Origin of the sequence: Bradyrhizobium sp. SZCCHNR1093, assembly GCF_032381175.1 — a bacterium.
Taxonomy (GTDB): domain Bacteria; phylum Pseudomonadota; class Alphaproteobacteria; order Rhizobiales; family Xanthobacteraceae; genus Bradyrhizobium.
This window is the reverse complement of record NZ_JAUHJJ010000001.1, coordinates 933,655-958,478: the sequence shown is the minus strand read 5'-3', so window position 1 is coordinate 958,478 and position 24,824 is coordinate 933,655. Positions and strand designations below refer to the sequence as shown.

At 66.8% G+C, this 24,824-nt stretch carries 20 protein-coding genes; 6 read left to right on the top strand and 14 right to left on the bottom strand.

Annotated features, from left to right (window positions below; translation table 11 throughout):
- Positions 1 to 25: 25 nt before the first annotated feature.
- Entirely contained in the window at positions 26 to 829 is an 804-nt protein-coding gene (locus QX070_RS04485) for a ComF family protein (protein ID WP_315735236.1), read from the bottom strand.
- Positions 830 to 907: 78 nt separating this feature from the next.
- Between QX070_RS04485 and QX070_RS04480 the strand changes: the two genes are divergently transcribed.
- Complete coding sequence (locus QX070_RS04480; protein ID WP_315735234.1) at positions 908 to 1,765, top strand: methyltransferase domain-containing protein; 858 nt, start codon at positions 908 to 910, stop codon at positions 1,763 to 1,765.
- Positions 1,766 to 1,885: 120 nt separating this feature from the next.
- On the opposite strand, the gene QX070_RS04475 is transcribed toward QX070_RS04480, so the two are convergent.
- Positions 1,886 to 2,296 carry a (deoxy)nucleoside triphosphate pyrophosphohydrolase gene (locus QX070_RS04475; protein WP_315735232.1) on the bottom strand — a complete coding sequence of 137 codons (411 nt, stop codon included), beginning with the start codon at positions 2,294 to 2,296 and terminating at the stop codon, positions 1,886 to 1,888.
- 182 nt (positions 2,297 to 2,478) lie between these two features.
- On the opposite strand from QX070_RS04475, the gene QX070_RS04470 reads away from it, so the two are divergent.
- A complete protein-coding gene (locus QX070_RS04470; RefSeq protein ID WP_315735230.1) occupies positions 2,479 to 3,807 on the top strand; it encodes a TadE/TadG family type IV pilus assembly protein in 1,329 nt (442 codons plus the stop codon).
- A gap of 60 nt (positions 3,808 to 3,867) precedes the next feature.
- Here the strand turns inward: QX070_RS04470 and argJ are convergent, their stop codons facing one another.
- Complete coding sequence (argJ, locus tag QX070_RS04465) at positions 3,868 to 5,109, bottom strand: bifunctional glutamate N-acetyltransferase/amino-acid acetyltransferase ArgJ (RefSeq protein WP_315735228.1); 1,242 nt, start codon at positions 5,107 to 5,109, stop codon at positions 3,868 to 3,870.
- 254 nt (positions 5,110 to 5,363) lie between these two features.
- Entirely contained in the window at positions 5,364 to 6,278 is a 915-nt protein-coding gene (locus QX070_RS04460) for a peptidylprolyl isomerase (protein WP_315735226.1), read from the bottom strand.
- 393 nt (positions 6,279 to 6,671) lie between these two features.
- Here QX070_RS04460 and secA point away from each other — a divergent pair, with 393 nt between their 5' ends.
- Positions 6,672 to 9,524, top strand: a complete 2,853-nt coding sequence (gene secA / locus QX070_RS04455) for a preprotein translocase subunit SecA (RefSeq protein ID WP_315735224.1) — start codon at positions 6,672 to 6,674, stop codon at positions 9,522 to 9,524.
- Between the two features lie 248 nt (positions 9,525 to 9,772).
- On the opposite strand, the gene QX070_RS04450 is transcribed toward secA, so the two are convergent.
- Positions 9,773 to 11,071 (bottom strand): flavin-dependent oxidoreductase, encoded by a 1,299-nt coding sequence (locus tag QX070_RS04450; RefSeq protein WP_315735222.1) that lies wholly within the window; start codon positions 11,069 to 11,071, stop codon positions 9,773 to 9,775.
- A 211-nt stretch (positions 11,072 to 11,282) separates the two neighbouring features.
- On the opposite strand from QX070_RS04450, the gene QX070_RS04445 reads away from it, so the two are divergent.
- Positions 11,283 to 12,308, top strand: coding sequence for a glycerophosphodiester phosphodiesterase (locus QX070_RS04445; protein ID WP_315735220.1), 1,026 nt, complete (start codon positions 11,283 to 11,285; stop codon positions 12,306 to 12,308).
- 134 nt (positions 12,309 to 12,442) lie between these two features.
- Here QX070_RS04445 and QX070_RS04440 read toward each other — a convergent pair whose 3' ends face one another.
- The 3 genes from QX070_RS04440 to QX070_RS04430 all read right to left on the bottom strand — a co-directional run bounded on the left by QX070_RS04440 (position 12,443) and on the right by QX070_RS04430 (position 15,681).
- Positions 12,443 to 12,952 carry a GNAT family N-acetyltransferase gene (locus QX070_RS04440; RefSeq protein WP_315735218.1) on the bottom strand — a complete coding sequence of 170 codons (510 nt, stop codon included), beginning with the start codon at positions 12,950 to 12,952 and terminating at the stop codon, positions 12,443 to 12,445.
- 62 nt (positions 12,953 to 13,014) lie between these two features.
- The gene (locus QX070_RS04435) at positions 13,015 to 14,922 is read right to left on the bottom strand and encodes an acyl-CoA synthetase (RefSeq protein ID WP_315735216.1); all 1,908 of its coding nucleotides are present in this window, start codon (positions 14,920 to 14,922) and stop codon (positions 13,015 to 13,017) included.
- Positions 14,923 to 15,237: 315 nt separating this feature from the next.
- The gene (locus QX070_RS04430; RefSeq protein ID WP_315735215.1) at positions 15,238 to 15,681 is read right to left on the bottom strand and encodes a MarR family winged helix-turn-helix transcriptional regulator; all 444 of its coding nucleotides are present in this window, start codon (positions 15,679 to 15,681) and stop codon (positions 15,238 to 15,240) included.
- 185 nt (positions 15,682 to 15,866) lie between these two features.
- Between QX070_RS04430 and QX070_RS04425 the strand changes: the two genes are divergently transcribed.
- Positions 15,867 to 17,048 carry a substrate-binding domain-containing protein gene (locus tag QX070_RS04425; protein ID WP_315735212.1) on the top strand — a complete coding sequence of 394 codons (1,182 nt, stop codon included), beginning with the start codon at positions 15,867 to 15,869 and terminating at the stop codon, positions 17,046 to 17,048.
- 131 nt (positions 17,049 to 17,179) lie between these two features.
- On the opposite strand, the gene QX070_RS04420 is transcribed toward QX070_RS04425, so the two are convergent.
- On the bottom strand, positions 17,180 to 17,302 hold the full coding sequence (locus QX070_RS04420) for a hypothetical protein (RefSeq protein ID WP_315735210.1): 123 nt from the start codon (positions 17,300 to 17,302) through the stop codon (positions 17,180 to 17,182).
- Between the two features lie 173 nt (positions 17,303 to 17,475).
- Here QX070_RS04420 and QX070_RS04415 point away from each other — a divergent pair, with 173 nt between their 5' ends.
- The gene (locus QX070_RS04415) at positions 17,476 to 18,366 is read left to right on the top strand and encodes a hypothetical protein (RefSeq protein ID WP_315735208.1); all 891 of its coding nucleotides are present in this window, start codon (positions 17,476 to 17,478) and stop codon (positions 18,364 to 18,366) included.
- Positions 18,367 to 18,423: 57 nt separating this feature from the next.
- Here the strand turns inward: QX070_RS04415 and QX070_RS04410 are convergent, their stop codons facing one another.
- The 5 genes from QX070_RS04410 to QX070_RS04390 all read right to left on the bottom strand — a co-directional run bounded on the left by QX070_RS04410 (position 18,424) and on the right by QX070_RS04390 (position 24,752).
- Complete coding sequence (locus QX070_RS04410) at positions 18,424 to 19,743, bottom strand: hypothetical protein (RefSeq protein ID WP_315735206.1); 1,320 nt, start codon at positions 19,741 to 19,743, stop codon at positions 18,424 to 18,426.
- Positions 19,744 to 20,006: 263 nt separating this feature from the next.
- Complete coding sequence (locus QX070_RS04405; protein ID WP_315735204.1) at positions 20,007 to 20,714, bottom strand: class I SAM-dependent methyltransferase; 708 nt, start codon at positions 20,712 to 20,714, stop codon at positions 20,007 to 20,009.
- Positions 20,704 to 21,168, bottom strand: coding sequence for an Rrf2 family transcriptional regulator (locus tag QX070_RS04400; protein ID WP_315735202.1), 465 nt, complete (start codon positions 21,166 to 21,168; stop codon positions 20,704 to 20,706). The genes QX070_RS04405 and QX070_RS04400 overlap by 11 nt, the downstream gene beginning before the upstream one ends.
- An 845-nt stretch (positions 21,169 to 22,013) precedes the next feature.
- On the bottom strand, positions 22,014 to 23,495 hold the full coding sequence (locus tag QX070_RS04395) for a L,D-transpeptidase family protein (protein ID WP_315735200.1): 1,482 nt from the start codon (positions 23,493 to 23,495) through the stop codon (positions 22,014 to 22,016).
- Positions 23,496 to 23,789: 294 nt separating this feature from the next.
- Positions 23,790 to 24,752, bottom strand: a complete 963-nt coding sequence (locus QX070_RS04390) for an acetyl-CoA carboxylase carboxyltransferase subunit alpha (protein ID WP_315735198.1) — start codon at positions 24,750 to 24,752, stop codon at positions 23,790 to 23,792.
- Positions 24,753 to 24,824: the final 72 nt, after the last annotated feature.

Here is a 24,824-nt window from a genome sequence, read left to right as displayed (position 1 = left end):
CGCTCAGCTGTTACGGAACGACAGATTATATGGGAGCGCGGGGGGCATCGACAACCCGGGCGAAAACCAGCACGCTGACCTCGGCCGCCTTGGCGCGCAGCAGAGCGCGGGCGCAGGCATCCACCGTCGCGCCGGTGGTCAGCACGTCGTCGACGATGACGATGCGGCGCCCCTGCACGTCATGCAGGCGGTCTGAAGATACCTGGAATGCGCCCTGCACATTGCTGGCGCGCTGGGCGCGCGACAGGCCGACCTGCTGCTCGGTCGCCCGCACGCGGCGCAGCGCATCGCCCTGCATTCGGACGCCGCTGGACCGGGCGATCACCCGCGCCAGCGCGCCGGACTGGTTGTAACGCCGGCTGAAGCCGCGCCGCCAGTGCAGCGGCACGGGCACCACGAGGTCGGCCTCGGCCAGCAGCTCGCGGCCGGCGCGAGCCATCCAGCGGCCCATGATCGGCGCCAGATCGGTGCGGTCCTGATATTTCAGCTGATGCACCAGGGTGCGCGCGACCTCGTCATAGCGCACGGCGGCGCGCGCCCGGGCATAGGCCGGCGGCGCCGCGATCGCCTCCATCGACAGCAGCTCGGGACCGGGATCGTAGACGAAGGGGATGCCGAGCTTCGGGCAATACGGCCGCTCGATGAACGACAATTTGCCCCAGCAGGCGGGACAGACGCCCTCGCCGTCGACCGGCTCGCGGCAGGCGATGCACAAGGTCGGCAGTGCAATGTCGAGCGCGAATTTCGCGACATGCGCGAGACCGCCGTGCAGCGCGCCTACGGCTGCACGAAGTCGTCCGACGCTGATTGGAGCAAACGTCACACCCATGTATTGAGGCTAGCGCCGCAACCCACGCTGCTCAAGCGGTGCATTGCCCGGCCGCGAGGATCGGCGTAACCAGACCCAATGATCCAGTCCGTCACCACTCCCGTTCTGTTCGATCGCAGCTTGCTCGCGCTCAGGCAGCGGCGGGCTGCAGCAGCGCCGGAGACCTTCCTGTTGGAGCGCGTTGCGGAGGACATCGAGGATCGGCTTGCGGCAGTGAACCGGTCCTTCACCGCGGCTGCCGACGTCTGGACGCCGGCCGCGGGCTTGAAGCCGTATCTTTCGGGACGCCTCTCGCAGCTCGCACATATCGCTGCGCCCGAAACGGCGGATGAGCGGCTGCCGCTGGCCGCGCAATCGCTCGATCTCGCGCTGTCGGCGCTGGCCTTTCAATTCGTCAACGATCTGCCCGGACTGCTGGTGCAGATTCGCCGGGCCTTGCGCCCCGATGGTCTGCTGCTGGCGGCGATGATCGGCGGCGATACGCTGACCGAGCTCCGGCAATCCTTCGCCGCCGCCGAGGCAGAGTGCGAGGGCGGCGTCTCACCGCGCGTCGCGCCGTTCGCCGATCTGCGCGACGTCGGCGGTCTGCTGCAGCGTGCAGGCTTCGCGCTACCCGTCACCGACGTCGACCGCGTCGTGGTCCGCTATGCCAGCGCGCTCGGCCTGATGCAGGATCTCCGCCGCATGGGCGCGACCAACAGCCTGGTCGAGCGCCGTCGCACGCCGACGCGCCGCGCCACCCTGCTCCGCATGGCCGAGATCTATGCCGAGCGCTTCGCCGATCCCGACGGCCGCATCCGCGCCACCTTCGACATCATCTGGCTGTCAGGCTGGGCCCCGCATGAGAGCCAGCAGAAGCCGCTGAAGCCGGGTTCGGCGACGGCGAGCCTAGAGGCGGCAGTGAAGCGGAGCCCTCGCGCGGGAGCGGATGAATAGCCACTCTCGTCATCGCCGGGCTTGACCCGGCGATCCATCCCTCTTGAAGAGTCCGAAATGTAGATGGATGCGCGGGTCAGGCCCGCGCATGACGCGTGAGCGTGAGGCTATCGCCGCGGCTCACATCAACAAGTCGATCAGATGCGGCAGCAGCGGGATGTCCGCGGGCGGCATCGGGTAGTCGCGCAGCTTGTTGGGCCGCACCCAGGCCAGTTGCTGGCCCTCGCGCGCGGTCACCAGGCCTTCCCAGCGCCGGCAGATGTAGAGCGGCATCAGCAGATGGAACGTCTCATAGGCGTGGCTGGCGAAGGTCAGCGGCGCGAGGCAGGCCTCGCGCACGGTGATGCCGAGCTCCTCGTCGAGCTCGCGGATCAGGCTGGCTTCCGGGCGCTCGCCGGGCTCGAGCTTGCCGCCGGGAAATTCCCAGAGGCCCGCGAGCGCCTTGCCGGGCGGCCGCTGCGCCAGCAGCACGCGATTGTCGGCGTCGACGAGCGCGCAGGCGACCACGAGCGTGAGTTTCAGGTCGGGCATGGTCCGATCGGGTTTCGAGAGGGATGGGCCGGTCCGAGAACCAGGCGCGCCTGTTGAGGGAGTTTTAACCTAGGCCGTTTTGAGCCCCGTTTCCACGGTTGAAATAAGCCAACCTTAATGGCCGCCCGCGTATTTTCACGGGTGAACGCCGTGACCCCCTCATGGCTCGTTAGGCATCATTCATGCGAATTGTATCCAGCCTGCTTGCCCGCCTTCGCCGCGACGTCAGCGGCAACGTCGCGGTGACGTTCGCCATCGTCTGCGTTCCGCTGATCACGGCGGTCGGCTGCGGTGTCGACTACAGCCGCGCCAACCAGATGCGCGCCAAGCTGCAGGCGGCGGTCGACGCCGCATCGGTCGGCGCGGTGTCCCGGACGGCGCCGGCCTTCATCGCCGCGGGCGCGATGACCTCGGACGGGGTGATCGCCGCCGGCAATGACGACGCGGCGAAGATCTTCAACGGCAACATGTCCGGCACATCGGGCTATACGCTGACCAGCCTGACGCCGGAGGTGAAGAAGGCCGGCTCGGTGCTGAGCGCCACCGTGTCGTTCTCGGCCACCGTGCCCATGATGTTCATGAACATCGTCGGGTTCAAGACCATGACCCTGAACGGCTCGTCGACGGCGAAGGCCTCGATGCCGCGATACATCGATTTCTACCTGCTGCTCGACAATTCGCCGTCGATGGGCGTGGCGGCGACGCCGGCGGACGTGACCAAGATGGTCAATGCGACCTCCGACAAATGCGCCTTCGCCTGCCACGACTACAACGACTCCAACAACTACTACAATCTCGCCAAGACGCTCAACGTGACCACCCGGATCGACGTGCTGCGCAGCGCCACCCAGCAGCTGATGGACACGGCGCAGCAGACGCAGACCTATACGAACCAGTTCCGCATGGCGATCTACGATTTCGGCGCGGCGTCGAAGACGATCGGATTGCGGGCGCTGTTTTCGCTGTCGTCGAGCCTGTCCAGCGCCAAGAGCGCCGCAGGCAACATCGACCTGATGGGCGTCTACGGCAACAACGACTCCTACACGGCCGACAAGGATACGCCATTCACCACGGTGTTCCCCGCCATCAACAACGAGATCTCGACGCCGGGCGACGGCACCACCGGCTCGCCGTTGAAATACCTGTTCTTCGTCTCCGATGGCGTCGCGGACGAGAGCAACGCCGCCTGCCTGAAGCCAAAGGCCAGCGGCAACCGCTGCCAGTCGCCGATCAATCCGGCGCTCTGCACCACGCTCAAGAACCGCGGCATCAAGATCGCGGTGCTCTACACCACCTATCTGCAGCTGCCGACCAACAGCTGGTACATGAGCTGGATCGATCCCTTCAACAAGGGGCCGTTCGGCCCGTCGCCGAACAGCGAGATCGCGCAGAAGATGCAGGCCTGCGCATCGGACGGGTTCTATTTCGAGGTGTCGCCGACGCAGGGCATCGCGGAGGCGATGAAGGCGCTGTTCCAGAAGGCGGTCGCCGACGCACGGATCGCGAGCTGATCAACTTGGCCCGGAAGCGCGCCGGCCTTGCGCGCTTCCCCGCCGCGGTCGGTTGCGGAATCAGGACCGGTAGTCGCCGTTGATCGCGACATACTCCTTGGTCAGGTCGCAGGTCAGCACGCGGTCGCGGCCCTTGCCGAGGCCGAGCGCCACCTTGATCTGCACCTTCTGCGCCTTCATCGCCTCGGAGACTTCCGTCTCGTCATAGGACGGATCGCGCGCGCCCTTCGATGCGACGCGGATGCCGTTGAAGGAGATCGAGAGCTTGTCGCGGTCGGCCGGCTCGCCGGCCTTGCCGACCGCCATCACGACGCGGCCCCAATTCGCGTCCTCGCCGGCGATCGCGGTCTTGACCAGCGGCGAGTTGGCGATCGACATCGCGATTCTGCGCGCCGACGGCTTGCTCTTGGCGCCCTCGACGATGATCTCGACCAGCTTGCGGGCGCCCTCGCCGTCGCGCGCGACCTGCTCGGCGAGGTCGGCCAGCACGGCATTGAACGCCTTCACGAACGCTTTCGCGCGCGGATCGCTGGCGCGGCTGATCTTCGGTGCGCCCTTCGCCGCGGCGGTCCCGGTGGCAAAGGCGAGCAGCGTGTCGGATGTCGAGGTGTCGCCGTCGATCGTCACCGCGTTGAAGGTGTCCTCGACGCCGGCCTTGAGCAGGGCCTGCAGCGCGGGTGCCGAAATCGGCGCATCGGTGAAGATGAACGACAGCATCGTCGCCATGTCGGGCGCGATCATGCCGGCGCCCTTGGCCATGCCGTTGATCGTCACCTTGGCCTTGCCGAGCTTGACGGTCGCGGTCGCGACCTTCGGGAAGGTGTCGGTGGTCATGATGGCGCGCGCCGCGCCCATCCAGTCCTCTGGGCTGGCGGTGCCGGCGAGCCCCTCGAGCACGCCGTCGAACTTGGTCGCATCCAGCGGCTCGCCGATCACGCCGGTCGAGGCGAGGAAGATCTCGTCCTGCTTGCAGCCGACCGCCTTGGCGGCGATCGCCGCCGTCAGCGCCGTCGACTGCTTGCCGGTCTTGCCGGTGAAGGCGTTGGCGTTGCCGGAGTTGACCACCAGCGCGCGCGCCTTGCCGCCCTTCAGCTTGGCCCGGCACCATTCGACCGGCGCCGACGGGCATTTCGACAGCGTGAACACGCCGGCGACGGCGGTGCCGGGATCGAGCAGCGCCAGCAGCACGTCGGTGCGGTTCTTGTAGCGGATGCCGGCCGCCGCGGTCGCGAGCTTGACGCCCGCAACGGCGGGCATGTCGGGGACATCGGTGGGGGCGAGCGGGGAGACGGCTGAGGACATCGAGAGCTTCCGGCAGAGGATGAGCGGGAAGCGCTCTGTATCATCTCGGTCGTCGTTGTGGGAGTGGATGTCACTGCACCCACTGCTGTCATCCCGGCGAACGCCGGGATCCATAACCACAGGGTCCAGTTGGGAGCCCCGGTATCGGCCACGTGCCTGTTTCAAACATCACGCGGTATGGGTCCCGGCTTTCGCCGGGACGACACCATTTATGACGCGACCATGTCGCGCCTCAAGCCAAGTAGCCGAGCCGCTTACTTCTTCGCCGGCTCGGCGGCCTTGGCATCAGCGGGCTTCGCCTCCGCCGGCTTGGCAGCGTCGCCAGCGGGCTTGTCCAGGCGCTCGATCTTGGCGGTCTCGCGCAGCTTGCCGACATAGTCGGCCTGGGCCTTGCGGGTGACGTAGGTCTCGATCTGGCTCTTGACCTGGTCGAACTCCGGCGGCTTGCGGCTGCGCTTTTCCTCGACCTTGATCACGTGCCAGCCGAACTGGGTCTTCACCGGGTCCGAGATCTTGCCCGGCTCCATCGCGAAGGCGACGTTGGCGAATTCCGGCACCATCTGCTCCTTGGTGAAGAAACCGAGATCGCCGCCGTCCGAGGCGCCGGGGTCCTTGGACTTCTTCTTGGCGAGTTCTGCGAAATCGGCGCCCTTGGCGAGCTCGGCCTTGACGGCCTTGGCCTCGTCCTCGGTCTCGACCAGGATGTGGCGGGCGTGCACCTCCTGCTCGCCGCCGATCTGCTTGGCGGCCTCCTCGTAGACCTTCTTCATCGCGTCCGGCGTGGTCGCGGCCTTGCCCTCGCTGGCAAGCAGGCTGTCCATCAGCAGCCGGTTGCGGGTGAAGGCGAGGCGCTTCTTGAACTCCTCGCTGTCGGCGACCTTCTTGTCCTCGGCCGCCTTGGCGACCAGCTTCATGTCGATCAGGAACGACAGGACGTTCTCGTCCTTGGTCGCCGGATCCATCTGCGCGAGGCTCTGTCCGAGCTCCTCCTCGGCGAGCGTCACGTCGCTCTTGCGGATCTCGGCGCCGTTCACCTTGGCCAGCACCGGGTTGGCATCGTCGGCGGCGCGTGCGGGCGCGGCAAGCAGGGACAACGCGAGACTTCCGGCGAGAGCGGTGGCAAGGCCGAAGCGCAGGCCGGTTTTCGTAACCGGGAACGACGTGGTCATGGAAAATCCTTGTTGAGAAGAGGGGGCTCGAGGGGGGAGGCCTCAGGGCGGCCGGGACACTCGCCCAATCGCCGTGCCTTGGCAACGCGAAAAGTCTGTCAATTTCGTGAAATCGGCGACAGGTGGGCGGCGACGGCCCGGCTGTCGGGCGCCGTTGACAACGTTCCCCCCCAGCCATATCTCTCCCCGGTCGCTTCAAGGGCGATAGCGCTTATTTTGCTGCGTTTTTGGCCGTTGAACCCTGGTTTGCCTGTCTCCCACTCATCTGGCGGACGCCGCCCGGCGCCGAAGGTCGAGGCTGGCGCGGGTGCTGCGGTGCATCACGTCGGGAACAGCAAACCCAAACCATGAGTTGCGGCTGCAACGCAGACCCATAGAGGCAGGATTTCAGCAATGATCGGCGCGCTCGCCCGTAAGCTATTCGGCTCCGCCAACGACCGTCGCGTCAAGGGCTATCAGTCCCGTGTCAACGCCATCAATGCGCTGGAGCCGGAGCTCGCAAACCTGACCGACGAGCAGCTCAAGGCGCGCACCGAGGAGTTCAAGAAGCAGCTCGCCGACGGCAAGACGCTCGACGACATCCTGGTCCCGGCCTTCGCCACCGTCCGCGAGGCCTCCAAGCGCACCCTCGGCCAGCGCCATTTCGACGTCCAGCTGATCGGCGGCATGGTGCTTCACGAGGGCGACATCGCCGAGATGAAGACCGGCGAAGGCAAGACGCTGGTGGCGACGCTCGCGGTTTACCTGAACGCGCTGGCCGGCAAGGGCGTCCACGTCGTGACGGTGAACGACTACCTTGCCCGCCGCGACGCCGGCTGGATGAGCCAGATCTACGGCTTCCTCGGCCTGACCACAGGTGTGATCGTGCACGGCCTCGACGATGCCGAGCGCAAGGCGGCCTATGCCTGCGACATCACCTACGGCACCAACAACGAATACGGCTTCGACTATCTGCGCGACAACATGAAGTACCGCCTGGAGGACATGGTCCAGCGCGGACACTTCTTCGCGATCGTCGACGAGGTGGACTCCATCCTGATCGATGAAGCGCGCACGCCGCTGATCATCTCCGGCCCGCTCGACGACCGCTCGGAGTTCTACAACACCATCGACACCTTCGTGCCGAAGCTCGACAAGACCGACTACGAGGTCGACGAGAAGCAGCGCACGGTGACGCTCACCGAAGCCGGCATGGAGAAGATCGAGACCCTGCTGCGCGATGCCGGCCAGCTCAAGGGCGAGTCGCTCTACGACGTCGAGAACGTCTCCGTCGTCCACCACATCAACCAGGCGCTGCGCGCGCACACGCTGTTCACGCGCGACAAGGACTACATCGTCCGCGACGGCGAGGTCGTGATCATCGACGAGTTCACCGGCCGCATGATGCCGGGCCGGCGCTATTCCGAAGGCCTGCACCAGGCGCTCGAGGCCAAGGAGCACCAGCCGGTGCAGCCCGAGAACCAGACGCTGGCCTCGATCACGTTCCAGAACTACTTCCGCATGTATGCCAAGCTCGCCGGCATGACCGGCACGGCCGCCACCGAGGCCGACGAGCTGTTCGACATCTACAAGCTCGAGGTGCTGGAGATCCCGACCAACCTGCCGGTCGCACGTCTTGACGAGGACGACGAGGTCTACCGCACCCAGCAGGAGAAATATGCCGCGATCCTGGCCGAGATCGAGCGGGCGAACTCCCGGTTGCAGCCGGTGCTGGTCGGCACCGCCTCGATCGAGAAGTCGGAAGTGCTGGCCGCCTATCTCAAGCAGCACGGCTACAAGCAGATCGACTTCGGCAGCGAGCGTGCGCTCGACAAGCTCTATGCGGCGGCCCGCGCCGGCAAGCCGGCCAAGCTGTTCGCGGTGCTGAACGCGCGCTTCCACGAGCAGGAGGCCTATATCGTGGCCGAAGCCGGCGTGCCCGGCGCGATCACGATCGCGACCAACATGGCCGGCCGCGGCACCGACATCAAGCTCGGCGGCTCGCTCGAGATGCGCCTGCAGCAGGAGACCGCCGGGATCACCGACGAGGCCGAGAAGGCCGCCAAGATCGAGCAGATCAAGGCCGACATCGCCCGCTTCCGCGAGATCGTGCTGAAGGCCGAGGAGACCGTCGAGATCGAGCCCGCCAAGGGCTCCAAGCCGGCCAAGACCGTGACCAAGCCCGGCGGCCTCTACATCATCGGCTCCGAGCGGCACGAATCGCGCCGCATCGACAACCAACTGCGCGGCCGCTCCGGTCGCCAGGGCGATCCCGGCCGCTCGAAGTTCTTCCTGTCGCTGGAAGACGACCTGATGCGGATCTTCGGCTCCGACCGGCTCGACAGCATGCTGACCCGCCTCGGCCTCAAGGAAGGCGAGGCCATCATCCACCCCTGGATCAACAAGGCGCTGGAGAAGGCGCAGCAGAAGGTCGAGGCGCGCAACTTCGACATCCGCAAGAACCTCCTGAAGTTCGACAACGTCCAGAACGACCAGCGCAAGGTGATCTTCGACCAGCGCGTCGAGCTGATGCAGGACGAGAGCGTGGTCGAGACGATCACCGACATGCGTCACGCCTTCATCGACGATCTCGTCGCCAAGCACGTTCCCGAGCACGCCTATGCCGAGCAGTGGGACGTCGCCGGCCTGAAGGAGGAGCTGAAGCGCGTGCTCGACATCGACCTGCCGGTCGACGAATGGGCCAAGGAAGAGGGCATCGCCGACGAGGAGCTGCTCAAGCGCATCGAGACCCATGCCGACGAGCGCATGGCCGCCAAGGTCGCGCAATGGGGCCCCGACGTGATGCGCTATGTCGAGAAGACCATCCTGCTGCAGACGCTCGACCACCTCTGGCGCGAGCACTTGGTGATGCTCGACCATCTGCGCCAGGTCATCGGCCTGCGAGGCTACGGCCAGCGCGATCCGCTGCAGGAGTACAAGTCGGAAGCCTTTACGCTGTTCGAGGCCATGATCGCGCATCTGCGCGAGGCGGTCACCGCGCAACTGATGCGCGTCGAGATCGTGCCGCCGGAGGAGCAGCAGCCGGTGCTGCCGCCGATGCAGGCGCACCACGTCGATCCGAACACCGGTGAGGACGAAATGGCCTTCGCCAACGTCTCCGTGGTGCCGTCCTCCGGCGTCGCTCCGGTCCCGGCCGAAGCGCGTAACCCGAACGACCCCACCACCTGGGGCAAGATCGGCCGCAACGAGGACTGCCCCTGCGGCTCGGGGAAGAAGTACAAGCACTGCCACGGCAGGTACGCTTAAGCGCGGACTGAGGCCGTCTCTCCATCGTCATTGCGAGCGCAAGCGAAGCAATCCAGGGCCCCGCGCACGACTCTGGATTGCTTCGCTTGCGCTCGCAATGACGCTGTTGGTCGAGCTGCCTGCCACACCACCACTGTCATCCCGGCGAGCGCCGGGATCCATAACCACAGGATGACGTGGTGACACGGGCTGGTCGCTCCAGCGTGCTTGCTAATTTCTGGGGGTCCCGGGACGACAGCGAGTTTGGATCAGGCAGCCTTGGCCTTACCGACTTGCGCGCCTTCCGCAATCGTCCGCGGCGCCGCGTTCAACTGCTCGATGGCGAATCCCGCGGCCTTCTTGTAACCGGCCATGAACGCCTCGCGCTCGGCCGGTGGGATGACGTCGTCGATGTTCGTGAACGTCCCGCCGCAGCGCTCGTCGACCAGGTTGAGCAGGCCGAACGGGCCGGCGCCGCGGTTGCGCAGGATGACTTGCGAGATCGGGCCGCACAGTCTCTCGTCGTAGGCGGCGAGTGCCGCCGGCGTCACGCCGTGCGCCAGCAGGCAGGCGCCGAGCACGCGGGCGTCGACGATGGCTTGGCTGGCGCCATTGGAGCCGGTCGGATACATCGCATGCGCGGCGTCGCCCATCAGCGCCACCGGGCCGTCGACCCAGGTCGGCACCGGATCGCGGTCGATCATCGGGTTCTCATAGGCGCCGTCGGCACCGGCGATCAGCGCGGGCACGTCGAGCCAGTCATAGGTCCAGCCGGCGAAATGATGCGCGAACTCGGCCACCGGCACCTGGCGGAACCAGCCGGTCTGCTTCCAGCCCTCGGTGTTGTCCATCGTCACTTCCGCGATCCAGTTGATCAGCGCCAGCCCCGTCTTCGGGTCGGGATGCGAGATCGGATACACCACGACGCGATGGCGATGGGTGCCGAGCCCGACGAAGGACGATCCGGTGCGCATCGGCTTCGCCCAGGTGACGCCGCGCCACATCACCGCGCCACCCCAATGGATCGGCGGCTGCGTGGGGTGCATCTGCGCGCGCACGGCCGAGTGGATGCCGTCGGCGCCGATCAGCAGCCGGCCGCGCGTCTCGATGCGCGATCCATCGGCATGCTCGATGCGGGCCGTTACCGATCCGTCCGAGTTCTTCTCGTAGCCCGCAACGCGGCTGGCGAGCCGCACGCTCCCAGCGCCGGCGCGTTCCACCAGCCGGCTGTACAGCAGCATGTGCAGCTTGCCGCGATGCACGGCATATTGCGGCCAGTCATAGCCGGCGAGCAGGCCGCGCGGCTCGGAATAGATGTCGTTGCCATTCAGCCCGACCAGCGCCCATTCGCGCGCGGGCACGCCGACCTGGTCGAGATCGTCGACCGAGATGCCGAGGTCATACAATTCCCGCACCGCGTTGGGCTGCAGATTGATGCCGACCCCGAGCGGCCGCATCTCGCGCACGCTCTCGTAGACGATGCAGGGCACGCCGATCTGCTGCAACGTGAGTGCGGTCGCGAGGCCGCCGATGCCGCCGCCGGCGATGAGGACAGGAAGGTCGGTCATGGGCATGGTCCGTCGCACGTGAACTCGAAAGCAGAACGCGAAAGGAGGGGCAAAGGGATGCAGGCACGGCGCTGCTGCGCGTGCGGATCGCCTCCCTTCGATCCGTCCTTGGCCAGCGTTGTCGGCTGGTCCGATGGTGAAAGGCCTAGTTCAGATGCCCGGCGGAGACAAGGGGAATGGGCATTCCGCGCTGCCGTGGTAGGCTGGTGCCATGCACCGTCCCACCCTGTTCCTCACCGCCGCTCTGTTGCTGCTCGGGCTTGCGAGCCCTGCCATGGCCTTTGACATCGAGGCCCATCGCGGCGGGCGCGCGCTGTATCCGGAGAACACGCTGCAGGCCTTCAAGATGTCTCTGGCCTTTCATGTCGACACGCTCGAGCTCGACGTCGGCGTCACGAAGGACGGCGTGCTGGTGGTCTCGCATGAGCGACGGCTCAATCCCGATCTCGCCCGCGCCCCCGATGGCAACTACGTTGCGCCGCCCGGGCCGCTGCTGATCGATCTGTCGCTTGCGGAGGTGCAGTCCTACGACGTCGGCCAGATCCGTCCGGGCAGCGACTACGCCAGGCAGTTTCCGGAGCAGCAGGTGATCTCCGGGGACGTCCCGCCGCCGCGCATTCCGACCCTGAAGCAGGTCATCGATCTCGTCAGGGGCTCGGGCAAGGATCGTGTGCGCCTCAACATCGAGACCAAGCTCGATCCAGCGCTCCCGAATGAAGCGCCGGACCCCGATCGGTTCGTATCCCTGCTGCTCGGCCTGATCGAGGCCGAGCACTTCACCGACCGGGTCATGATCCAGTCGTTCGACTGGCGCACCTTGCAACTGGTGCAGCAGCGCGCGCCAAGGATCTCCACCGTCTATCTGTCACGGCAAAGCGGCAAGACGCCCACGGTGTCGCCGACCGAGGCGACGCGCTGGACCGCGGGCTTCAACCCCGCCGATCACGGCGGCTCGCTGCCGCGGACGATTCACGCGGCCGGCGGCAAGGTGTGGTCGCCCTTTTTTACCGATGTCACGCCGGAGGTGATTGCCGAGGCGCATGCGCTTGGCCTGGAGGTCGTGGTCTGGACGGTCAATAGGCCCGCGGACATGGCGCAACTGATCGATGACGGCGTCGACGGCATCATCTCCGACCGGCCGGATGTGCTGCGCAAGGTTGCCGCCGACAAGGGGGTAGCAAATCCAACGGGTGAGCTGCGGATGCAACCGACGAAGCCAAAGGCGCATCCGGAGTAGCGAGCCGAGAGCTCTCACGCGTCGGGGTGAGGCGCCGCCGCCTGGGGGATACTTTGTCGTCCGACCTTTCGTCACTCCCCCTGACTGCACGTTCGATGCATCCGGACACCCAAGCACCGTTCGGGTCAGCCTGGTCAAGCCACCAGCCGTTTGGTCATGAACAGGCTGAGCGGATCGAGTCGGTAGATCCCGAACGGCCCGCAATCCTGATAGCCGGAGCTGCGATAGAGCTGGATCGCCTGCGGCTGTCTGATGCCCACTTCGAGGCTCACGCGGCCAAGCCCGCGACCTTGGGCCTCGTCTTCCAATGTCACGAGGAGCCTGCGTCCGAGCCCACAGCCGCGGGCGGTTTCGCGGACGAACAATCGCTTGATCTCGGCATGTCCTGGACCGATGAGCCGAAGGGCGATCGATCCGAGCAGCGTCCCGTCACGACGGGCGGCAAAAAATGCGGCTCCGGGCACCGAGAGCGCGTGGGCATCGACGGGATGATTGCTTTCAGCAGGGTATAGCGTCCGCAGATAGGCATTGGCCTCCGCGATGAGGTCGGCCACATCAGCCTGTCTGGCATCTTCGATCGCGATGGTGATGTCGGTTGGGTTCATCGTCTCCGGCCTGGCAAACGTGACGAAGCGCGTCAGCATCGTGCCAGAGCACCACCGTCCCGATCAAATGCCGAGACGGCTGTCTCACGCCGAATCGCGGCTCACCCCATCACCACCTCGTGCCGGATCACGAACGGCGCCAGCAAGGTGTGCACCTCGTTCTCGACCGCCTCGCGGGTCTCCGCAGGCACGTTGCGCAACGTCACCGTCGCGATGCTGCCGTGGCTGCCGTGCGGGCCGACCTTCACACTGCAATCGATGCCGCGGTCGGTGACCTGCGACAGCACCTTGGTGAACACGCGCGTCGCGGCGTCCCAGCGCAATTGCGGCTTGAACACCTTGCCGACGCCCGTGACCGGCATCGGGTCGATCGGGATGATCTGCACCGGCACCGCGGCGCGCTCGGGCGTGCGGGCGCGCACCCAGTCCTCCAGCTCGCCCGGTTGCACGGCAGCCCCCGGCTTGAGCTGGACGTAGCCGATCGGCAGCTCGCCGGCATAGGCGTCGGGCTGGCCGACCACGGCGGCGAAGCCGACCGAGGGATGCTGAAACAAAATCTCTTCGATCGGCGCCGGATCGATGTTGTGGCCGCCGCGGATCACGAGGTCCTTGGCGCGGCCGGTGATCCAGAGGAAGCCGTCAGCGTCGAGCCGGCCGAGATCGCCGGAATTGACCCAATGGCCGTCGACGAAGGCGCCCTTGTTGTGGGTGTCGTCGAGATACCCTGAGAACACGCCCGGCCCGGCCATGATGACGACGCCGATCTCATCCGCCGCGCAGTCGCGCTCGTAGCGCCCGTCGGCATCGAGCTTGACGATGCGCACCTGCGCATAGGGCAGCGGCAGGCCGACCGAGCCGAGCCGGATCGGCTGGTCCGGATAGGCCATGGTGTGCACGCTCGCAGTCTCGGTCATGCCATAGACTTCGATCACCGGCAGCTTCAGCTTGTCCATGATCGCCTGCCCCACGGCGACCGGAATCGCCGAGCCGCCGCCGGCGGCATAGCGCAGGCTGGAGATGTCGGCCGCGCCTTGCGGCACCGCCAGCGTCGCCGCCAGCACCGTCGGCACGCTCGACAGCGTCTCCGGCTTGAAGCGCTCGACCAGGCCCCAGATGTTGCGCACCGCATTCGGATTGCGCCAGCCGGCACCGGAGAGCACGACGAGGCTGCCGCCCGCGGAGAGGGTCTGCAGCGCCTGCGTCAGTGATCCCCCGACATGGAATAGCGGCATGCCGAACAGCAGCGTCCCGCCGGGCTTGGCTTTCAGGACCAGGTTGATGCCCCAGGCCTGGTAGACTTGGTTGCCGTGGCTGTGCCGCACCAGCTTCGGCGTGCCGGTGGTGCCGCCGGTGTGGAAATAGGCCGCGGTATCGCTGGCCTTGATCTGCCGGCCGCTGACCAGGTGATCGCCCGGCTGCGGCTTGATCAGGTCGTTGAAGGCGTGGATGCCGTTCGCCGGATCACCGCCGCCGCCATGCACCTGCACGATCGCCTTGAGGTGTTTGAGGCTGCCTCGGACCTTCTCGACCTTCTGCCAGATGTCGGTGCCGGGCAGGGGGCCCAGCGCCACCAGCACCTTGGTCTTGGCGGCATCGAGAATCTCGGCGATCTGGTGCGGCTCCAGCAGCGGATTGACCGGGTTGGCGATGCCGGCGGCTTCGGCGCCGAACAGCGTGACGAAGGCGTCGGGCACCAAGGGCAGCATGAAGCTGACGACGTCGTCGGGGCCGACGCCGAGCGCATGAAACATGTTGGCGGCCTGGGTGACCCTGGCGATGAAGTCGCGATAGGAGATCACGACCGGCGTATCGGCCGGATCGGCATTTTGCAGAAACTGGATCGCCGGCGCGTCGGGGTTGACCGAGGCGCCGCATTTGAGCGCCTCGTAGGTGCTCTGCGCGGCGATCCGTTCATTGTACGGCATCTGTTCGAAAGCGCGGATGTCAGCCGTGCTGGCGAATGTCGGATACTCGCTGCCGATGGCGCGATCGAGCAGATGAATGCCCATGGCCTGTCCTCCCTGTGTCGTGTCCTCGTCCGGCATGGCCGGGGATCGCGCGCGGGCTCTGTGGCCCGTTCGTCGCGATCGTCAGAGGACAGGATGAGGGAGGATTCGTCTTGCGTCTATCCCGGCGTTGCCGGGCCTGCCGCCACATTGCCGCAGGCGGGATGCGGTAGGGTGGGCAAAGGCGCGTCCACCGGTGCTGCTCCGCGGTATGCAGTCAACGCGCCGTGCCCACCGTCCATCGGCGTGCTCGGTGCGAGAGTCAGTCTTAGTCAAATCAGTAGCTCGGCGCGCCTTTGCCCACCCTACAGCAGCCGCTCAGCTCGCCGCGTCGATCAGATTCTCCAGCAGCCGCTTCAGCTCGCCGGTGGCCTTGTCGCCGTAATTCTCCAGGATGTGCGCCTCCTGGCTGGCGGCGAGCGAGTTCAGCCGCTTGCACAGCGCCTTGCCATGATCGCTGATGAACATCAGCACCTTGCGGCGGTCATGGGCGTCCTGGCGCCGGTAGACCAGCGAGTCCGACACCATGCGGTCGATCATCTTGGTCAGGGTCGGGTGGTTCAGCAGCACCGCGTCGGCGAGATCGCCCATCGAGTGCCCCTCGCCGTCCGAGAGCACCTTGAGGATGCGCCACTGCTCGACGGGCACGCCCTCGGTGCTCAGGCGCGACTCCAGCTGCCGGTTGATCTCCCGGTTGGCTTGCGCGAGCAGGTAGGCGAGATGTTCGGTGAGGGGGGTGTTGGGATGGGGCGGTTTGGCCACGGTGAATTTCGCTTGCGGTCCCGACTTGAATGAATGTCCGGCAGTTGCTGCCCGATCTATATGCATCCCAATTCTTGAACATTCAACATTTTCGAATAGGATATTTGCCGAACGCGTGCTGATTTTGACGGCGTATGACCGCCGGTCCACAATGGGCCAGACACGGTTGCGGCCAAGGAGTGGGTGTGCTCTCGACAGGATCTGTCACGGCCGGGCGTCTCAGTCTGCCGCCATCCCTGCTGTTCAGGAGCCCGCCCCGGCGGGCCGGCCTTCCCGCACTCGCCCCGTTCGATCCTGACCGTCTCCAGCGGCGCGGCTCCCAGAACCGGCTGCGCATCGGCAATTTCCTTACCTTCTCCGGGTCGCCCGGCATCTGGGGGCCGGCCGCGACCAACAGCGCGCTGCTCGCGGTGTCCGAGATCAACCGCCACGGTGGCATTCTCGGGCGCGAGATCGAGTTGTCGTTCTACGATTCCGGCGGGCCGGTGGACGAGGTGACCGATCGTGCCAGGGATGCGCTCGAATTCGACGACATCGACGTCGTGATGGGCTCGCATATCAGCGCCGTCAGGCTGGCGCTGCGCCGGCTCACGCGCGGCCGCACCCCTTATGTGTATACGCCGGTCTATGAAGGCGGCGAGCGCACGCCCGGCGTGATGGCGATCGGCGAGACGCCGCACAGCCAGACCCGCCCCGCGATCCACTGGCTGGCGGAGAACAAGCGCGCCCGGCGCTGGTATCTGATCGGCAGCGACTACGTCTGGCCCTGGCAGTCCCACCTTCAGACCAAGACCTATATCACCGAGGCCGGCGGCCAGGTGGTCGGCGAGGAGTTCGTGCCGGTCGGCGAGGATGATCACGAGGCGCATCTGGCGCGCATCTGCGCCGCCAGGCCCGATGTCGTGCTGATCTCGCTGATCGGCACCGACAGCATCACCTTCAATCGCGCGTTCGGCGAGTCGGGCCTCGCCGCGACCACCCTGCGTCTCGCCGGCGCGGTGGACGAAACGGTGCTGCTCGGCATCGGCGCCGACAACACCGAGAACCTGTATTCGGCCTCCGGCTATTTCAGTTGCATCGGCTCCAAGGCCAATGACGCGTTCATGAGCCGCTACACCGCGATGTTCGGCGCCGATGCGCCGCCGGTCGGATCGGTCGGCCAGTCGAACTACGAGGGCCTGCGCTTTCTCAAGGCGGCCGCCGAGCGCGCCGGCTCGCTATCCCTGCGACCGCTCGCCGCCGCCGGCCGCAACATCGTCTATTCCGGCGCGCGCGGCGAGGTGACGATCCGGCAGGGCCGGGCCGGCATGGCGATGCATCTCGCCGCGGCTGACGGACTCGATTTCAAGATCATCCGGACGTTCTGAGTAACGCTGCGCCGAGCTTGGCCGGGCTGCGTGCCGGGGTCACCCTCCCCCTCCAGGGGAGGGTGAGCCATCACATTCGCGGCCGCCTGTTCAGTTCAGCCGCAAGGCAATCACGATGACAAGATCTGCCGTCACGCGGCCGCAGCCTTCTTGGCCTGCACGTCGACGGCAGCCGCCGGCGTACCTCCGACCAAACGAATCATCCTGCTGATGGCCTCCTGCAGCATCGGCTTGCCGAAATCGTCCATCGCCACGGTGACGCCGATCGCCTTCGGGTTCCTGCAAGGAACTCGGGCAACTCCCGACGCCGGCCGCAGGGCTCGCCGGCACACGGCCTTTTGCGACCCTCCGTGGCCGGAACGGGTTGCCGCTCCGTGACGGAATTAATACGATCAAATGTCAGTCACATGAAAGTTGGAGTGCCCGGATGCGTGCGCAGTCGCGAGCCCTGTCGAACCCGGTCGGTCTGTGGTGGGCCATGCTGACGCTCGTCAGCCTCGCCAACATCGTGTTCTGGTTCATCCTGTACCGCCAGCTCAACGGCGGCAGCAATACCCTGGGCCAGGCTTCCCAGACCGGTTCGATGCTGGTGCTATCGGCGGCCTATGTGTTCGGCTGCGCCTTCCGCTCGGTGCTGCCGCGCGCCGACGTGCAGCGCATCTGTCTGGTCGACAGCTGGCTGTCGAGCGTGTTCGTCGGCCGCACCGTGGCGACCATCGCCGAGATCGCCTTCGCGGCGCAATGGGCCATCATCCTGGCGCAGCTCGGCGCGATCGCGGATGCCGAGACCGCGGTCAACATGGCCCGCATCATCGTGCCGCTGATCGTCGTTGCCGAGATCTGTTCCTGGTACGCGGTCGTCACCAGGAATTTCCTCTACAACGCGATCGAGAACTCGCTGTGGGCGGTGGCCTTCCTGTTCGTCGGCATCGGCCTCGGCCGGCTGCTGCCGGAGTTCGACGGTATGGTGCGCGGGCTTCTGATCGCTGGCCTCGTCGGCGTCGCCTGCTATCTCGCCTTCCTCGTCGTGATCGATGTCCCGATGTATGTGAAGCGCTGGCGCATCGAGCGCGCCGCCGGCACGCCGCTGCTGCATCCGCTCGTCGGCCTGCGCGACTCCGCGACGCGCTGGACCGTCACCCACGAGTTCGAGCACTGGAAGGAAGAGATCGCCTGGATGTCGCTGTATTTCAGCGCCGCTGTCTGGGGCTCGCTGGCGCTGTGTGCGCTCTCGGCGATGAACGATCAGCCGCATGATCGCGCGCAGGCGATCGGCGCGCCGCCGGCCATCGTCCAGCACGCCGCCGATCGGTCCTGACGCGACATCCCGCCGTGACGGTCACGGCGGGATGCCTGCCGGCTGAGCGCCGGTGTCTCAGCCATGCATCGCGAAGTGATGCGAATCGTCCATCTGGACGATGTGGCTGTAGTCGGCGTGCGGCGCGTCGTGCACGGCCACCGGCGCGTGGTCGAAATTCGGCGGCACGATGCCGGTGTTGCCCGCATGGCCATGGTCGCCGAAATTGTCGACGATGATCGGGTTGTGCGACGAGCCCTCGCCGTGCAACGGGCCGGGGAAGCCGGGGCCGGGGCCCTGGCCGCCCTGGACGTTGTCGCCGGACTGATGGATCGCCTGCGCGATCGAGTCCCAGAACCCGCCATGGCTGCCGCCGTCCTGTCCCGCATGAGCGATCTGGATGCTGCCGTCGCTGCGCAGGCCGTCCTGGGCCAGCTTGAAGATATCGCCGATCGCCGCGCCGAGATCGCCATGGCTGAGGTCGTTGACGAGCGAGCCCAGGTCGTGGCCGATCGCGTCGAGCTGCTGCCCCAGCGAGTGGCTCAAATCGCCGGCGGTCTGTGCCAGCCCGTTGAGACCCTCGCCGACGAAATGGCCGATGCCATCGACGATGCCGGTGCCGACCGCATCGGCGCCGTGGGCGATGCCGGAGATCGCCTCGCCGATCGGTCCGCCGACCAGGTGGCCCGCCGCCGACGCCGTGTCGGTGACCACGCCGATGGCGCCGTCGGCCACCGCCACGCCGGCGTCGAAGCCGCCCTTCACCACCGCGCCTGCGGCGTCGAGCGCGTCCATGCCGACCTCGCCGGCCGTTCCGACGATGGTGCCGGCCATGCCGAGCGCGCCGTGGCCGACCGCGCCGGCCGCCTCCAACCCGGCCTCGCCGAGGCCGACCGCGGTGTGTGCGAGGTCGCCAGCGACGTCGAGGGCGCCATGCGCCACGTCGCCCCCGACCTTGAGCCCGCCGTCGACGATGTCGCCGCCGATATGCTTCACGTCGTTGATGACGCCGTCGATGTCACCATGCACCAGATGGCCCACCCCGGACGCCACGTCGCCGGCGACGTTGATCCCGGTATGGAGGACGTCGCCGCCGACATGGACCACGGTCGAGGCCACGTCGCCTACGGTGTGAAGCAGGCCGCCGCCGATCGCCTCGGCACCGTGCCCGATCGCACCGAGCACGCCACCCACGGTATGGATGGCCTCGCCGCCGAGCGCGCCGATGCCGTGCACCACGCTGCCCACGGCATGGGCCGCATCGCCGGCGACGTGCTCGACCGTATGGACCACGGCGCCCGCCGCGCCGCCGACCGCACCCGCCACATCCTTCGCGACGTCCTTCACGTCGTCCACGGCGGAACTGACGGCATCTCCGATATCATCCCAAAAGCTCATGACCTGCTCCTCTCGGTTGCGTCACCTCGCCTCGGGTGACGGCGCCGTTTGTCGCAGATCGCGGCCCCGCGCTCCGTGCGCGACGTCACGCAAGCTGAGACGTGGCAGGGCTCCGGTGGAAGCCTGTCCGTAAGCCGCGTCATCCACCTCTTCGGGGGGCGCAGGGAGGGACATGCGCGGATGCCGGCGCAGGCCGGGCAACTAATTAGCAGGCCCTGATCGCGATCGTTCAGGGCGGCATCGGCGTGATGCTCGGCGGCGGTTCAGGCGTGGCCGATCCAGCCATGCCAGGTCAGCGCTGTGAAGAATGGACGAACATCGCGAAAGCCGCCGTCACGCAGGATGGCTTCATCCTCCCCTGGGCTCAGCATGTTGACGCTGGCATCGACGGTCGCGCGCATCGTCCTGGCCTGCTCGGGGTCTGTGCCGGACGCAACGGCATAGGCCGCGTACCGATCCAGCCACAGCGACCTTTCGACTGGCTCGTTGGGCAGGCAGCTATGGGCCACCACGAACGGCGCTCCAGGGCGGAGCCGGTCGTGCACGGCGCGGACTGTCCGCAACCGTTCCGGCGCTGCCAGAAAATGCAGCGTCAGCAGGCATGTCGCCGCGTGAAACGGGCCGGCCGGCGCGTCGTCGATGGTGCCCTCGATCAGTTCGACCCGGCTCGTCCGCGGGCCGAGCGTGCGTTCGGCGAGTCGCAGCATCTGCGGTGCCGGATCGACGCCGACGAAGGTCCACGATGGTTGCGCTTCCGCCAACGCATTGAGCTCGAGCCCGCCGCCCGCGCCCAGCACGAGCACCCTCGCGTGTTCGGGCGCCCGCTCGGCCAGCAGGACCGCCGTCATCCGGTGCAGCCCGTCGAGACCGGGCACGAAGCGCCGCGGACCATCCGTGTAGCGCGCGACGAACTCGGGATCGGAAAACGCGCGGATGAACTGCTGGGCGCCGTCGGCGATGTCAGCCGGCATGACAAATGTCTCCTTTGCGGGGTCGCTTCCGTCGTTCGAGGCGGTCGTGGAAATCAGCGCTCAGCGCCGCCAGCGTGATGGCGCCGAGACGGGACAGCAGCAAGGTCTCGGCGGCCCGGATGGAGGTGTCGAGCGCCGCATTGACCGCCTGCTCGACGAGGCAGTCGGGAGTCTCGCTCCGATGGCCGATGGCGAACAGCGACGGGCGCCCGAGTGAATCATAGACGTCGCGCAGGGTGACGGTCGCCAGATCGCAGGCGAGCGTCCAGCCGCCGCCATGGCCTTTCTCGGAGCGCACATAGCCGCTGTCCCGGAGGCCGGCCATGATCCTGCGGATCACGACCGGATTGGTCTGCATCATCGCTGCGAGCGCCTCGGACGTGACCGGACCGTCGTGCTCCGCCATGTGGAGCAGGACGTGCAGGATGCCGGACAACTGGCTGTTGGGTCTCATGTAACTTTTAATATGGCATGATATTCCAGCCGTCAACCGGCCGGCCCGGCCATGAAGGCTTGGGCGACGACGCCGGCGCCTCTGCCCGTCGGGCGATTCGGTCCTGCGTCCCGCGTGCGGCGGGCGGGTCCATGCCTCGCAGCGATGAGAAATGCGCTGCGCGCAAAAACTGAATTTTCCTGCGCGTTCAAGCTGATTTGGGCTGTCCAGTCCCCTTAGCAAAAATATGCCGCTTCTCGTTTTCGGAATTTCGTGATTTATTCCGTTCGTCCCGCCTCATCGACGAGGGGCGCTGCGCGGTCGTCACGAAGCGTGGAGTGCGGGATGCGATGGGCGGGCCGGTTTGCAGCGTGATCATTCGCGCGGACGAACAACATCGGCTCGCACGGTCAAGTCGCGTGGTCCTGGCCTCCCGATGCTGAGGTCAAGTCGGCTGATGATGCCCCGCGCATCTCGCCGGTGATGGGGGCAAGACAGCCCGGTCCCCAGGGAGATCGCGAAGCAGCCGTTAAGACTATCGCGCAGGGAGGGCCGGGTCGTCCGGCTGGACCTGTGGTACCTGCCGCCTGCATTTTTTTCGCAGGCGGGCCACGGGCCTCAGTCGAGGTCCGGCCTTCCCTGCACCCTCGCTTCGGAGGGTGAGATCGATGGATCACTCGGACGCCAGGGGCGCCGCGAGAACAGGAACGCATGTCTTCGTCATTGCGAGCGCAGCGAAGCAATCCAGGGCTCGGGTGGGACTCTGGATTGCTTCGCTGCGCTCGCAATGACGGCCGGGCAGGCAATTGGCCACTCAAATCGGTCACGCCTGGCCGCGCGACTGACGACGGCTTCGATAGTCGGGCTTACTTGAATCCTGCGAACCGGCTGTCGAACGAGTTCGACTGCAGCACCGGGACGGCGCCGGAGACCAGTGCGGTCTGGGTCTGTGCCGGCGCCGTGGTGGTAGGCGCGTCGCTGCTGGCGGGCTTGAACGGCGGCCGCGCGGCAGCCTGCCTGGCCTCGGCCGGCTTGGCCGCGACCGGCTTGGGCGCAGGTTTGATCTCGGCGGGCTTGATCTCCGAGGGCCTGGCCTCCGCGGTCCTGGTCTCGGGCTTCGCCGTCGCAGCCTTGGTGTCGGCCGCCGCATTGCCGCCGATCCCAACCTTGCGGGCGAGGCTCGACATGAAGCTCGGCTTCTCCGGCGCACTGACGGCTGCCACGCGGGTGGAGGGCGCCGCTGCGGGAGCCGGAGTCGCACTGGCCGGCATCGCGGCGACCTCGTCGGCGCCGGGCGCGCGCGGCGGGTTGACATGACCGGGGATCGTGCCTGGCGCCGGCGAGAAGTTGGCGAGCGACAGTCCCGGCGCTTCGCCGGCATCGGACAGGCCGGTGGAGGCGCCCGGCACGCGGCTGGCGAAGATCGGATTCATGCCGCCATCGATGCCGGTGTTGAGCTTCGCGACCGGCGTGCCCTTGGCGACGAGCTTGGCGTATTCCACCTCGTCCGCCTGCTGCTTGTCGCGCACGGCGGCGGTGATCTCGTCGGGAACGACATAGGCCGGGCACTTGGCGGCGGCGTCGAACACCGGATCATGCGTCGCGCCCGGCGGCTTCTGGGCGTCGAAGACGTACTTCTTTTCGCAGAAGTCGACCTTCGGCTCCTGCCGGGTGACTTCGAAATGGTCGTAGCCTTCCTTGATCATGCGCCAGAACGGCATGTTCGGATTGTTGCGGTGCCTGGCCATGTTCACCGGCGTCATCCGGAACGGATAGGCCTGGAACTGGAAGGCCCGCTGGCCGCCGAAGAACGACTCGCGCCCAAGCGCATAGATCTCGGCGATCTGCTCGTCGGTCATGGCGAAGCAGCCGCGCGAGGAGCAGTCGCCATGCACCATCAGCTGCGAGCCGCTGCGGCCCAGCGCCTTGTCGAAGGCGTTCGGATAGCCGGTGTTGAAGGACAGGTAGTAGGCCGACTGCGGATTCATCTGGCTCGGATTGATCGAGTAGAAACCCTCCGGCGCCTGGCGGTCGCCCTCGCGCACCTTGGGTCCGAGGTCGCCGGACCAGCGGCAGATCGGATAGGTCTTGAGCAGCGCGAACTTGCCGGAGCGGTCCTGCTTCCAGACCTCGAGCTCGGCCTCCTGCTTGAACACGCGGACCAGGATCGGCGACTGCAGATCCATGTCCTTCTCGCCCATGGTCGCGACGAGCTTCGGCGACACCGGCTGGTTGGCCTTGGCGTTGGTGGCGAGCGCGACCTGATCGCTGTTGCAACCCGTCAGCAGCGCACCGGCGGCCAACACCGCCGAGGTCATCAGAACCCGGACGAAAGCGCGGTTGATCAAGACAATGCTCCCCGCAAACCCGGCATGCCGCAACACCCCAGTCTCATCTCACCCGATCGGCCCGAAAGCTGGATAAATCACGGGTCGACCCTGCGTCATGCCGTCAAACCATTGATTAAAATTGTAGCCTTTGACCCCACGACCCGCAACCCGCGCTCCGGTGGAGCCGCGAGGCCCTGGCCGCTTTGGTCAACAACTTCTAAACAGCAGAGCCCGCCGGCGGGGCCGAAATGCGGCCAAACGGCTGGAAAGACTCACAAAACCGCGAGCGCCGAGCGCTCGGCTCCCGCCCGCTCAGCCGAGCTTACGGCCGATCTCGATGAACTTCTGCCGGCGCTGCTTGCGGATGGCGTCGGCGTCGAGGCCCTTCAGCTCGTCAAGCGCCTGGGCGATCGCCTCGCCGGTGGCCGCGATCATCGCCGCGGGATCGCGGTGGGCGCCGCCGACCGGCTCCTTCAGGATGGTGTCGACCACGCCGAAGCGCAGCATGTCCTGGGCGGTGATCTTCATGCTGTTGGCGGCTTCCTGCGCCTTGGTGCCGTCGCGCCAGAGGATCGAGGAGGCGGCTTCCGGCGAGATCACGCTGTAGATCGCATGCTCCAGCATCAGGACGCGGTTGGCGGTGGTCAGCGCGATGGCGCCGCCCGACATGCCCTCGCCGGTGATGATCGCGACGTTGGGAACGCCGAGCGCCAGGCAGGCATCGGTCGAGCGCGCGATGGCCTCGGCCTGGCCGCGCTCCTCGGCGCCGATGCCGGGATAGGCGCCGGCGGAATCCACCAGCGACAGCACGGCGATGCCGAACCGCTCGGCCATTTCCATCAGGCGGACCGCCTTGCGGTAGCCTTCCGGGCGGGCCATGCCGAAATTGTGCTTGAGGCGGGATTCGGTGGTGGCGCCCTTTTCCTGGCCCATGACGCAGATCGGCTCGCCGCGGAAGCGGCCGAAGCCGCCGAGCAAAGCGGCGTCTTCGCCGAACTTGCGGTCGCCGGCGAGCGGGGTGAACTCGGTGATCAGCCCGCCCACGAAGTCCGTGAAGTGCGGCCGCTGCGGATGGCGGGCCACCATGGTCTTCTGCCATGGCGTGAGCGTGGCGTAGAGCTCGGCCAGCGCCTGGCCGGCCTTCTCCTCGATCCGGCTGACCTCCTCGCCGATATCGGTGCCGGAGGCGGCCATCGCCCGGAGTTCGTCGACCTTGGAATCGAGCTCGGCAACAGGCTTTTCGAAATCGAGGTAGCTGCGCATGGGATCCGGCATGGAAGAGCTGAAGGAAGAGCGCTGGGAGACGAAATCGGTTCGGCCTTCGGACCTGAAGCCGAAGGACTTCAG